11 protein-coding genes are annotated in these 12842 nt (G+C 52.0%); all 11 read right to left on the bottom strand.

Features of this window, described 5'->3' with window-relative positions; genetic code table 11:
• Nucleotides 1–147: 147 nt before the first annotated feature.
• The 11 genes from Q1Q75_RS21105 to Q1Q75_RS21055 all read right to left on the bottom strand — a co-directional run bounded on the left by Q1Q75_RS21105 (nucleotide 148) and on the right by Q1Q75_RS21055 (nucleotide 11959).
• On the bottom strand, nucleotides 148–837 hold the full coding sequence (locus tag Q1Q75_RS21105) for a GntR family transcriptional regulator (RefSeq protein ID WP_300674946.1): 690 nt from the start codon (nucleotides 835–837) through the stop codon (nucleotides 148–150).
• 296 nt (nucleotides 838–1133) lie between these two features.
• Nucleotides 1134–1910, bottom strand: a complete 777-nt coding sequence (locus Q1Q75_RS21100; protein ID WP_300674944.1) for an ABC transporter ATP-binding protein — start codon at nucleotides 1908–1910, stop codon at nucleotides 1134–1136.
• Nucleotides 1911–1934: 24 nt separating this feature from the next.
• Nucleotides 1935–2774: an ABC transporter permease gene (locus tag Q1Q75_RS21095; RefSeq protein WP_300674942.1), complete on the bottom strand. Its 840-nt coding sequence runs from the start codon at nucleotides 2772–2774 to the stop codon at nucleotides 1935–1937.
• Between the two features lie 5 nt (nucleotides 2775–2779).
• Nucleotides 2780–3574: an ABC transporter permease gene (locus Q1Q75_RS21090; protein WP_300674940.1), complete on the bottom strand. Its 795-nt coding sequence runs from the start codon at nucleotides 3572–3574 to the stop codon at nucleotides 2780–2782.
• Nucleotides 3575–3688: 114 nt separating this feature from the next.
• Nucleotides 3689–4801, bottom strand: a complete 1113-nt coding sequence (locus Q1Q75_RS21085; RefSeq protein ID WP_300674938.1) for an ABC transporter substrate-binding protein — start codon at nucleotides 4799–4801, stop codon at nucleotides 3689–3691.
• Between the two features lie 82 nt (nucleotides 4802–4883).
• A complete protein-coding gene (locus Q1Q75_RS21080) occupies nucleotides 4884–5642 on the bottom strand; it encodes an ABC transporter ATP-binding protein (RefSeq protein ID WP_300674936.1) in 759 nt (252 codons plus the stop codon).
• 66 nt (nucleotides 5643–5708) lie between these two features.
• Nucleotides 5709–6194 carry a universal stress protein gene (locus Q1Q75_RS21075; protein WP_300674934.1) on the bottom strand — a complete coding sequence of 162 codons (486 nt, stop codon included), beginning with the start codon at nucleotides 6192–6194 and terminating at the stop codon, nucleotides 5709–5711.
• A 156-nt stretch (nucleotides 6195–6350) separates the two neighbouring features.
• Nucleotides 6351–7880 carry a CoA-acylating methylmalonate-semialdehyde dehydrogenase gene (gene mmsA, locus Q1Q75_RS21070; protein ID WP_300674932.1) on the bottom strand — a complete coding sequence of 510 codons (1530 nt, stop codon included), beginning with the start codon at nucleotides 7878–7880 and terminating at the stop codon, nucleotides 6351–6353.
• Between the two features lie 125 nt (nucleotides 7881–8005).
• Nucleotides 8006–9373: an aminotransferase class III-fold pyridoxal phosphate-dependent enzyme gene (locus Q1Q75_RS21065; RefSeq protein ID WP_300674930.1), complete on the bottom strand. Its 1368-nt coding sequence runs from the start codon at nucleotides 9371–9373 to the stop codon at nucleotides 8006–8008.
• A 128-nt stretch (nucleotides 9374–9501) separates the two neighbouring features.
• Nucleotides 9502–10830 carry an NADP-specific glutamate dehydrogenase gene (gdhA, locus tag Q1Q75_RS21060; RefSeq protein ID WP_300674928.1) on the bottom strand — a complete coding sequence of 443 codons (1329 nt, stop codon included), beginning with the start codon at nucleotides 10828–10830 and terminating at the stop codon, nucleotides 9502–9504.
• 703 nt (nucleotides 10831–11533) lie between these two features.
• Entirely contained in the window at nucleotides 11534–11959 is a 426-nt protein-coding gene (locus Q1Q75_RS21055; protein WP_300674926.1) for a hypothetical protein, read from the bottom strand.
• Between the last annotated feature and the right edge of the window lie 883 nt (nucleotides 11960–12842).

The following is a 12842-nucleotide window of genomic DNA, read 5'->3' as shown; positions in this document are numbered from 1 at the left end:
GAAACGCCACCCTATAAAAGCGGGCCAAGCACTGTGTGCCCCAACCCGCCACCCAAAAAAAGAACGCCCGAACCAAGAGTCCGAACGCCTGTCTCTATGCTCTCAATCATCTTTACCTCGGAAAAGCAGGGCCAAGGCATCGGTCGTTTACAACGGCGCTGAAGCCAGAGCCGCCTCTTCTTTACTCGCCTGCTTGTAGAACCTTCGAATATGGCCTTCCTGCTTCTTAAAGGACCAATGGATGTCCCGTAAAAACGTGGTGGCGGACTCCCGGCACCCCGAGCGAAGCAACACAATCAAATGATCATGTTCGTCGCAGTTCACCGTCTCCCACTCTGGAATACAGGACCGGGAGAGAAAATCATACAGCCGCTGCTTAATCCGTTTTAAAATGCGCAGCATCTGACGGTTATCCGAAAGGGAGAGGAAGGCATCGTGAAACGCAGTATTCAAATAATAAAAACGATCCGTGTCTTTTTCGGCCATCGCCTCTTTCATCTGCGAGTTGATCTCCTCCATTTTGACGATGCAGGCCTCGTCAATCCGCCCAAAGAGTTGATCCATCATCTCCGACTCAAAAGCCCTGCAAATTTCCCAGAACTCACGGACATCTGAAAGGGTCAGGCGATTCACCATCACCCCACGGCGGGGCAAAATGGTCACGAAGCCATCACACTCCAGCTGAATCAGGGCTTCCCGCAGGGGCGTCTTACTGATTCCCATGGACCGGCTGATCTCACTTGTGTTCACCAACTCTCCGGGCCGCAGGTTTCCCTTGTTGATATCATCCCGCAGATAGGCATATATCTGTTCGCGCAGAGGCTGCACGTTAATCATTCCACTTTCACCCTGTCTCTCTGACAGCAGCATGTTTCTTCCTTTTCTTCTTACGGACGTGCAAATAAGGAAGGATCAAATGGCGACCCGATCCTTACATGCGCCGTATTTCAAATTTTTAAACAATTTATATTATATATTTTATAAAATATCCAGAGCATAGTGTTCCCCATTAAACCCTAACCTCCAACCAGACGAACTCGTCTTAAAATCAATATGTTATATTCTGGCCGCCCGGCAGGACCCCACCCTCACCATCGAAGCTGAGGTTCCTGCCGACTCAAGGGCCATGCCGATTAAAGTGTTAATTCAGAGGCTTCGGTAATTTCATGTCGAAGCTTCAGAAAGTCCAGGTCGGTAAATTTCCTGGGTCGTGGAAGATTCACATCATAAACCTCGCGAATGCGTCCGGGAAGCTTGCCTTCCATACAGATGATCCGATCCCCCAGGAAAAGAGCCTCGTCAATATTGTTGGTGACAAAAATAACGGTTCGCTTCTCCTGTTCCCAGATTCTTACGGTCTCCTGCTCCATATAAATACGGGTCTGGGCATCGAGCTGTCCAAAGGGTTCATCCAAAAGCATCACCTGCGGCTGGTTGGCATAGGCCCGTGCAATGCCGGCCCGTTGCTTCATTCCGCCGGAGAGCTGATGCGGATACTTGTTCTCAAACCCTTGAAGGCCCACCATGTCAATGTAGTGCTGAGCCACCTTCCGGCGCTCCTCTTTTCCGACGCCGCGAAGTTTCGGCCCCATCTCCACATTGCCCATGACGGTCTTCCAGGCAAAAAGCATATAGCTCTGAAAGACCAACCCCCGGTCCTGCCCGGGTCCATCCACCTCTTTGTCATTGATAATAACGCTACCTGTTGACGCCGTTTCAAGGCCGGCCATAATCCGAAGCAGGGTGCTCTTCCCGCATTGCCCGGGCCCCAGGATGACAACAAATTCGTTCTCCGCCACATCCAGGCTGATGCCATCCAGAACATGAACCTGCTGAGTCCCCTTCTGGATAAAGGTTTTGCTGACATTTTTACAGGAAATTTTCGCGTGGGTGTTTCCGTTTTCAGCCATTGTCTTGTTTCCATCCTCCATGGGTTAAAGCCCCTCTATTTCGCGCTTCCAGGGACAGAGCACCTTCTCCAGAAGGCCCACCAGCTGAGACGTCATCAGGGCAGCCAGGGCAATGGCGACCATGCCCCCGAGCACCATGGCCGGACGACCGAGGTTCATGCCTTTAATAATCACGTAACCCAGACCGGATCGGGCACTGACGAGTTCGGCTGCCAGCACACAGGTCCATGCAACACTCAAAGAGATCTGAAGTCCGGCAAAAATCGCGGGAAAAGCCGCAGGAAAACAGACCTGAAAGATCTCATCGCGCCGATTTCCGCCGAGGACCCGCACCACATCGTAAAGCTCGGGCTCCACAAGGCGCACCCCGTTGTAGGCGTTAAGCAAGCAGGGAACAAAGGTTCCAATAATGATGATAAACACCTTGGAGGGCTCACCAATGCCAAACCAAAGGATGGAGATAGAGATCCACGCAATGGGGGGCATGGGTTTCATCAGGTCAAAAATCGGCTTGACGATGGCGTTGACGTACTTGTTCAAGGCCATCATCAGCCCTAAGGGGACCGCAATCAAAGAGGCAATGGAAAAACCGATAAGAATACGGCGTGTACTGGCCCAGGCATGTCCCCACAGAGAGTTACCGGCCAGCCGGTGGTTGATCATGTACCCCATGTAGTTGACCACTTCCAACGGACGGGCCAGGGAACTTCCGAGGATTTTTTTATAGGCGACGTAATCCCACAGACCGAAAAAGAACGTCAGGGAGACGGCATAAAGGAACCATTTGTTCGTCAAAACGGCTTTCACCGTAATCGGCGCCCTCTCTTTTTTTGCCGATTGGGTTTCGTTGGCAATAGATGTCACGTGTCCTACCTCCTTATGCCCGCAAGAAGTCGCTTTTCAACGGCATCAATAATCACACCGATCACGGCACCGGTAAGCCCCACCATGGCCATGCCGAGCAACACCATGTCTGGCATGGCAAGTCGTCGACCCATGGTAATCATGAAACCCAGTCCATTATCAGCGGCGAGAAGTTCCGCGCCCACCAGGTTGGTCCAACAATAGGCCAGAGCAATCTGAAGCGCTCCAAACACCATGGGCAATGCCGACGGAATACAGATCTTGATAAAAATCTGCCAGTTGGAAGCCCCGTAGGTACGGGCCATCTGAATCAGAACCGGGTTGGTCATCTTCACCCCGACGTAGGAGTTGATGACACAAGGCACAATTCCGGCAATCCAGATAATAAACACCTTCCCGGGAATACCGATACCGAACCAGAAGATGGTCAGCGGAATCCAGGCAATGGGAGGGATGGGACGAATCAATTCAAAAATGGGCCGTGCAAGCCCTTCCACAATGGGAAACCATCCCATGGCCAATCCCAGAGGAATCCCCACAAGCAGGGCCAGGATATAGCCGGTGAAGGCTTCCTGGATACTGGTCCACATGTGGGTCGTCAGAAGCGCACCATCCGGATTCACCTGCGTCCACTTGGCGATAAAAAGCTTAAGAACCTGAAGGGGAGAGGCCAATAGAGAGCTCGGCACCACCCCAAAGGAGAGAAGGGACTGCCAGATCCCGAAAAATGCGACGATACTTAGGATTGGAAGGATCACCATCAATGGTTCTTTGGTAATCTTCACTTCTGCGAAACTCATGGATCACGAACCTCCGAGTTGTCATCGTAAACAATTGCGGTTGATCCCCCCTTCCCTTCCGTAAAGATCGGAAGGAAAGAGGGAAAAAACCCTTACGGCAAGAGAGAGCCGGCCTTAGTTGTACGCAGGAATCGGAGTCTTAATCAATTTGAGGAACTTATCGGTGATGTAGTCGCTGTTTACAACCTTTTCGCGTTCGGCTTTGGTGAATTTGCCCTGGGCGGTGAAAAAATCGGTGATGTCGCGCATCCACACTTCAACGGTGCTCATTTTCCCACCCTTTTTAGCAAAGAGTTCAAGCTGCTCGTCGAGAGTAAACACAGGGTGCATCTTGATATCCATCATGGCCATCTCTCGGGTGAGAGGCGTTCCGACCCACTCTTCAAAGAAACGAAGGTAGTCGGCGAGGAGCTGCTTGCTGGTCGGGGTGTCGAAGTTGCCCTGGCCGTGCTCTCTCATCAGGTTGGTCACTCGGAAGTACTGACGGAGGAACTTGGCTACAATCTCAGGATGCTCGTCACCAAATTCACGGGCGACCATCATGGTGATGGGAAGGCTGGTTCCGGCGGTATTGATGTTGCCCACGACTTTCCAGGTTCGGTCCATGCCGATGTACATGTTGGGAGCCCAGAGGCAGACCGCATCGCCCACACCTGCTTCAAAAGCGGCCATGGCCTGGGCCTGGTCCATGTGCTTGACGATGACGTCCTTGTCTTTAAGGCCAAACACCTTGAGCCAGGAGCTCATGGTGTAGTGAGGGGAAGAGACCGTGGTGGTCAAAATGGTGATGCCCTTGATGGTTTCGGGGCTGCCGTAGACTTCAGGATTCTTGGGGTTCCACCCTTTGGTCTTTAAGATAGGGCTGTTGGCACGCACGAGAACGGAGTTGGTAAATGACTCGTCATTCCCAATTTGAGCGACGTAGGTTCCGTAACGAAGGCCTGCGAGAACGTGGGGAGTGGCCCCATTACCGCCGAGATGCCATGATTTTGAAGGAAGAGCTTCCAGCTGAGCCATTCCTGAGTCGTAGTACTGAAGTTCCATGTCGAGACCCTCTTCCCTGTCCCAACCCTTCTCCACCATGTACCAGGCCATGAATGCTTCATGTTCGGGAAGCCAGCAGGTCTTCAATTTAAAAAGCTTCTTCTTGGCAAAGGCTGTTCCTACGCCGGTGACGGCAAACATAAGAACCAGACACAAGATGCCGATTAATCTTAGCTTTTTCATTACACTCTCCTTCGCATAACTACAGTTTTTATTTCACGGAGTGACACCTTGTCCCTCCTCCTGTAAACCTCAAAGGCGGTCTCTACCACCAACGAATCAATTCGGTCACATGCTCCCTGATTTCAACAAATTTTGGATCCATGGGGTTGCGGGGCCGGGGCAAATCGACGACCACCTCGGCACGAACATTGGTGGGCTTGTTGCTCAAGACCAAGATACGGTCGGCAACGTAAACAGCTTCTTCAATGTTATGAGTGACAAAAATAACAGTACTTTTGAGTTTATTCTGAAGCGCGACAAGCTCATCTTCCAAATAGTAACGAAGCTTAACGTCAAGCTGACCGTAAGGTTCATCCATCAAAAGAAGATCGGGGTTGACGGAAAAAGCCCGGGCCACAGCGATACGCTGAACCATGGAGGCCGAGACCTGATTGGGATACAGGTTGGCGCAGTCCATCAAACCAACCATGTCCATAATTTCATCGAGCCGTTCTTCTTTGACCGCTTCGGGAACGTTCTTGACCTCCATTCCGAAGGCCACGTTTTCCCGGACGGTACGCCAGGGAAGGCAGGTGGGCTCTTGGAATACAAAGGCGAGGTTGTGCTTGGTGGGATCGGCAACGTCTCCATCGATGTAGATATTGCCTTCAGAAGATGGCATGAGTGTGGACAGGAGGTTTAAAAACGTGGTTTTCCCGCAGCCGGTCGGGCCGACAATACTAAGAAATTCACCCTCAGCAACGGAAAAATTGATCTTGTCAAGAACCAGCAGATCGCCAAATCGTTTGGTCAGGTCTTTCACTTCAATTTTATTTTTTACAGCTGGATTGTTCCCCACCATAAATTCCCCTCATAGTTTTTTGATATTGTCTATTTTGGGCGTGAAGATCACCAGGCGCTGCCAGGGTTACCCGCTCATCGGTTTTGTATGGACAAGCAGTACGGAGCATTGCGCATGATGAACCACGTGATTACTGGCACTTCCCAGGAGAAGGTCGGCCAGGACCCCTCGGTTTGTCCGACCCAGGACGATGAGATCTGCCCCCCAGTCGTCGGCGAACTCGACAATATCTTCACCCGGAATTCCCACAGCCACATGAGTTCGTACCTTGATCCCCTTCCCTTTCGCATGGATACACAGCCCCTGGAGCCATGCCTCTGCGTGCATCACCTGGGCGTCTTTCCTTCCCAGACGTTTCTTATGAGATGATGCCTGATCCATCTCCGTAAAGGTTCCTATGCGGTCTTCAAATTCCGCAGCCGTGGACTGGCGCAGGCAATGGAACACGGCGAGTTCCGCGCCCTCTTTGACGGCAAGATCAATGGATGTATCCATGAGAGTTAAGCTTGCGTCGTTGACATCAACAGCCACGACAATTTTTTTGTACGCCATAGTGCACCTGTCAGTATAAATATCACTTCACAAAATTAAGCCGGCATGAGGATCCTTTTGGATCCAGGGAGCGGCCTCTCTCCCGTATGAACAGGTCCCAAAAGGGGTGGAAGGCGCCACTGCGAAGCGCCGACTCCCCTTTCGGGACCCTGTTTCCTACTCGGCTACGCAGCTGCGTACAGACTTGTCGCCGTCAACGCGGGTGCCACATTCGGCCACTCCCTCAGGGGGAGCCACGCGGATGGTGGCCACTTTATTCTGAATAAAGAACTCAATGCCATCTTTGCCCTGGACCTTGTTGGTGCCGACCAGAGAATCTTTGATACCACCGAAGGGCAGGTAGGGGTGGGGGGCACAAACGCCCACGTTGACACCCACCATGCCGACATTGGCATCCGAAATGAACTTTTCCGTATAGTACTGATTCTGAGTAAAGATACAGGCACCGTTGCCGAACTGCTGCTCCTTGATCAGGCCCAACACGTCGTTTAAATCGTCGATCTTCATGACGGATACCACGGGTCCAAAGATCTCTTCTTTGGCAATGGTGCGGCAGGGAGTGACATCGGTAAAAATGGTAGGTCCAACAAAGTACCCGGCCTTGTTCTTCTCGGGTACCTCAGGGTTCCGGCCGTCAAGGACAAGCTTGGAGCCCCCTTCGATCCCTAATTCGATGTACTTTTCAATACGCTCTTTGGCGGCCTTGCTGATGACGGGCCCCATATAGATGTCAGGATTCATGGCATCACCCACGGTGACTTTTTTAGAGGCTTCAACCATGCGCTCGACGCATTCGTCGTAAATTTCAGGGACCACGGCGATGATGGAACCGGCCAGGCAGCGCTGCCCGGCAGAGCCGTAAGCAGAATGGATGAAATTCTCGATGAACACATCCAAGTTGGCGTCTTCCATGACCACAAGGAAGTTCTTGGCCCCACCCAGGAGCATGGAGCGTTTGCCGTTTTTGCCGCACCCCTGGGCAATGGCCTTGGCTGTGGGAGAAGAACCGACAAGACAAACACCGGCCACTTCGGGACGATCGTACCAGGCTTCGACCACGTTGGGATCGCCATGGATGATGTTGACCACACCCTTGGGAAGTCCCACCTCGTTGAAGATGTCGCCAATCACCTGCATGAAGAGCGGGGACTCGTTGGAGGGCTTGTATACAAAGGTATTCCCCGTGCCGATGGCGTAAGGGATAAACCAACCGAAAACAAGGGCAGGAAAGTTAAAAGGAGCCACGCCGCCAAACACACCGAGGGGTTCTTTGGTGACGCGGCCGTTAATCCCATTTGCAATCGGGCTCAGGGTCTCACCCTGCATCAGGGTGGGAATGCTGCAGGCCGCTTCGAAGATTTGAACGACGCGCATCACCTCACCGCGAGCCTCGCTGATATGCTTGGCCTGATCGGTGGCAATGGCAACAGCCAGCTCTTCCTGATGGTCGAGCATCGCCTGACGCATGGCGAAGAGATACCCCACCCGCTTCCCAATGGAGAGATTTTTCCATGCGGGATAAGCGGCATCCGCAGCCTTGACTGCGTCAATGGAGGCTTCGGTGCTGCTCATGGGAACTTCACCAATCACTTCACCTGTCGAGGGGTTGTGCAAGGGGATATACGTTGCATTGGGGTCTTCAACCCACTCACCATTGATGAAGTTCTTGACTCTCGTAAATTCCATTCGACGGCTCTCCTTTTGAAACGCGTGTTTCAGTTCACCGGGGCGTCACAACAAAAGCCCCGGCGAATTGATTTTCAAGTTATAATGACAGATTTTCCGGCCCCATTGGTGGCCGGAACAAACTGTTATTCGGTGTAAGCGTCAGACACTTTAAGGGCCTCATCCATTTTGGCGATGCCTTCGTCAATCTCATCTTTGGTCACGATAAGAGCCGGTGCCATGGCGATGACGTTGCTGGGGTTAGCAGCCATAGCCATCATGCCCAGTTCACCGAGCTTGGCGGCCACTGCGGTCTTGGGGTTGATGCCTTTCTTAACGCGATCCGCAACGGTAATGATGGGCTCTTTGGTCTCCTTGTTCTTGACCAGCTCGATCCCCACGAAGAGACCCTTACCGCGAACATCCCCCACGCTGGGATGCTTGTCTTTAAGCTCAAGGGCCTTATCAAGAAGGTAGTCGCCCATGATGCGGGAGTTTTCAATGAGGTTGTCCTCCTGATAGATGGGGATCACCGCATTGGCAGCCGCGCAACTCATGGCGTGTCCGGCGTAGGTGCAGCCGTGGCCGAAAAAGGTGTCTTTGAAGGCTTCGCCGATGTGCTCACGCACCACGGTGGCACCCAGGGGTAGGTAGCTGCTGGTAAGGCCCTTGGCCAGAGTCATGATGTCAGGCACCACGCCCCAATGATCCATGGCAAACCACTTCCCGGTACGACCGAAACCGGTCATGACTTCATCGGCAATCATGAGAACGCCCCACTTGTCACAGACAGCGCGAAGCTCCTTCATGTACTCATCGGGAGGAACGATGATGCCGTTGGCGCCGGTAATGGGCTCGAAGATAATGGCAGCCACTTTATCGCCACCGCCTTCGAGTTCGATCACTTCGTCCACGTACTTAACGCACTCCATCTTACAGTTGGGATACGTCTGACCAAACATGCAGCGGTAGCAATAGGGCTGGGGCACACGGACGAGATCTGCGCCACCGATGACCTGCTGCCAGCCGCGTGAGTCGCCGAGGGAGAGGCTCATAGCGGTGGCGGTTCCACCGTGGTAGCTGCGGAAACGACCGATGATCTTACGACGTCCAGTGAACTGATGAGCAATCTTAATGGCTGCTTCGTTGGCTTCAGTGCCGCCCAAAGAGATAAACGCCCTGGAGAGATCACCTGGGGTCACTTCCGACAGCATCTTGGCCAGAACCGCACGGGGCTTGTTGGACATGCTGGGAGCAAAAGAGCAGAGCTCATGGGCCTGCTTGCACATGGCGTCAATGACGCGCGGGTCCTGATGGCCAACGTTATGACTGACGAAACAAGAGCTGAAGTCGAGACGCTCGCGACCGTCTTCGGTAGTAAAACGAACGCCCTTGGCAGAAACAACGCGCATGGGAGATTTTTCAGGCTGATATGACCAGGAATGAAAATTGTTCTTCACCTCGTAGGAGTCGAGGTCTTCCTTGGTGGTGGGGATGCTTTTCAAATCAATCAATGGTCCACTCCTTTCAAAAAAAATGGATGCACAATTATGTTAAAGACAGGGAGGGTGCCGGCAACTTATCGTATTAACTCAGCTGCTCAAGGTTCGTCGCAAAGGACCGGCACCCCGTCTGTGTCATCTTAAACCACGCCCTGATCGATCATGGCGTCCACGACCTTGATGAAACCGGCAATGTTGGCACCGGCCACATAGTTGCCCGGCATCCCATACTGCTCAGCTGCCGTCAGACAGGTGGTATGAATGTTCTGCATGATCCCTCTCAGGCGGGCATCGACTTCTTCACGACCCCAGGAGAGACGCATGCTGTTCTGGCTCATTTCAAGCCCGGACGTGGCGACCCCCCCGGCGTTGGCAGCCTTGGCAGGGGCAAAAAGCAATCCGTTCTCCTTAAAATAATGAGCGGCCTCTAAGGTGCAGGGCATATTGGCCACTTCCACCACGGTTTTGCAGCCATTCTTCACAAGGGTCCGGGCGTCTTCCAACTGCATTTCATTTTCCATGGCGGTGGGCATGGCCACATCGCAAGGGACTTCCCAGGGTTTCCTGTCAGCCACCCACTCACAACCGTACTTGTCGGCGTAATCTTTGGCGGGGCGCCGGTAGACAGCCCAGAGATCGGCAATGTACTTGAGCTTCTCGCCCTTGATGCCGTCGGGATCGTGGACGTAACCATACTCATCGGCGATGGTCACGACCTTGCCGCCAAGTTCATTAATCTTCTCAATAACGTAGGTCCCGGCGTTGCCGTATCCCGAAATCGCAACGGTCTTCCCTTCAACGGTCTCGCCGCGGGTCTTGAGCATCTCTTCAAGGAAATAGACGGCCCCATACCCGGTGGCTTCGGGACGAACCAGGCTGCCTCCCCAGTTGATCCCCTTGCCGGTGAGAACTCCGGTAAACTCATTGGTGAGTTTTTTGTACATCCCGAAAAGATAGCCGATCTCTCGGGCACCGACGCCTAAGTCCCCTGCGGGCACGTCGGTATTGGGACCGATATGACGGAAAAGCTCAGCCATAAAGCTCTGACAGAATTTCATCACTTCATTGTCAGACTTGCCCTTGGGATCAAAATCGGAGCCTGCTTTGCCGCCGCCCATGGGAAGAGTTGTCAGAGCGTTCTTAAATACCTGCTCAAAAGCGAGGAATTTAAGAATACTGAGATTCACCGAAGGGTGAAAACGGCAGCCTCCTTTATAAGGACCGATGGCACTGTTCATCTGAACGCGATAGGCGCGGTTCACCTGAATCTTGCCTTCATCGTCGAGCCAGGGGACCCGAAACATGATGACACGCTCCGGCTCCACAAGTCGCTCCATGACATTGTGCTGACGGTATTGAGGATTCTGCTCAAGAACGGGCATTACGGACTCCACCACTTCTGTGACGGCTTGGTGGAATTCCGGCTGATGAGGGTCTCTGTTTTTTACAATTTCTAGAATCTCTGACATGTCGCATATCCCAATTTAAGATACATACCAGCGCATCACCCATGATGCGTGATCTTCTGTATCTGATATATCAGATACCAAAAGAATGCGTCAAGCAATAAAACAGCGTTCCGGAACATTTTATTTGATTCAAACCCAGACAGACAAACTCATCCGCCTCCAACCCACCGATTTCACACCGAACCCAAGCCTGCGGCCAACTGAATATGTTCATCAAATTATCTGATGACATCCTGCCTACCTCTCCCTCTCTGATCCGAAGCCACCCAAACGCTCTAACATTGTCTGGCTGTCAACAGGCAGACAACCTACCCGGACAGAGGGTACAAACCCTTTCGGGACCCAGCCAACTCCATGCAAAACACCATAATTGAATATGAGGCATACCTTGCATGGAATAGGTGGCCAGAAAAAAAATGCGGAAGAACGACGAAGAACGCTCAGAATGGGAACAAACATTGAAAAAACAGGAGGAGATCAAACGGAGATAGAAAACTAAATATCGGAAAAAGTTAAAGATTACATACCACGCCAAAGGAGACGGGTCAAGTTCAGAGGATTGTCACAACATGCACATCTATTAAGAAGCCAGGGAAAGAGATGAAAGAGCGCCGTTCGGCGCCGGAGGGTGGAAAATGGGGTAAGAGAACCGCCCCTCCCCGTGGGCGAGAGGCGGCATGTAATTCAAAAAAGCCCTTAAAGATCAGTGGTGGGCGACCTCTTCAACAGGGGCTTCGGTTTCATCAACAACGACAGGAACCTCTTCGGCAGGCACAGGCACTTCAACAACGTCGGCCCCAGCCGTGGCATCCTCTTCCGCTGCTGGCTCGACAACAGCAACCGCTGTTTCGTCAGCTTCAGGGGCTTCATCCGTAACGGCCCACTTTCCATTCTTCTTCTTGAGAAAAATCTGCTCTTTGTAGAGAATGGTCCCTTCGATAGATACTGTGGCCATATCATCACCGGAATCCACGACGGTATAGGCCAAATCAGTTAAATTGGCTTCGGCACCGGAAAAACGATTTTCCATATACGTCTTGCCAACATCTTCAGGGGTTACCTTTTCACTGCTACATCCCACCATCAACAACACCCCAGCGGAGCAGAGCAGAACCAAAAGCTTCTTCATTATCGTCTCCTCAATTTCATGCTTGATTTATATAACACCTGTTAATGAGCCCTGTGACTCGATTGACCCAAATAAAAAGACAGCGCCTGATCACAGCCTTTCCATTCATATCGGAAACAACTGAATCATTAATTAACCATAGGATATACAATCCTACACTCAAAAAGTAAAGTGGTGATTCCTCACCTCTCGCCCACCCCCGCCCACAAGCCTACAAATAGATGCTTTTCAGATTTCTTAATAAGAATCGACATATACACTCAAGAGTTTAAATAGAGTAAACAACACGCAAGCCAACGCCACTCAAAACCCAATTGTAAATAAACAGCAGCCTCCGGCGGCAAGGTTTACCACCTTGAAAGCAGGTTACCGCTGTAATTTAACCCTCGCGTGTCGCGCCGTAGCCCGTCGGCGTAGTCGAACAATGATACGGGTCAAGGGAGAAGGCGGATTCCTCAGGCCAAATTACAGCGGCATTTTGATGAGAGTTGTGCATTTATTTTTTGCGTGAGCCCTGTAACTATTCAGCCGAATCGACCTATATGGAAATAACATCTCGCCATGCGACTCCCCGAGGGTGTGCTTGTGCACCATTTATTCGGAAAACCAACAACTTTCGGCATCTCATGATGGTGTATTAAAAACATCCGTACACGGGCTTTCATGACCGTTACGGTTGGTCCACGGTGCGCAAGTGCTCCCCACCTCACATCCCCTACACTATTGGCAACGAGTCACATAACCCGGATATTTCACGAGTTGGGTGCGCTCATATGCAAGGCATCAGAGCTGAAGATGTAGTGGTTTACCTCAAGGCTCTGATAACGCGGCAGATGAGTGCACCCGGCTCGCCCGAAGGGTGAGAAAATCAAACAGAATACCG

It is taken from the genome of Desulfoluna sp., assembly GCF_030145185.1.
Taxonomy (GTDB): Bacteria; Desulfobacterota; Desulfobacteria; order Desulfobacterales; family Desulfolunaceae; genus Desulfoluna.
Note: the sequence above shows the minus strand (reverse complement) of the source record. Positions and strands in the feature narration are given on the sequence as shown.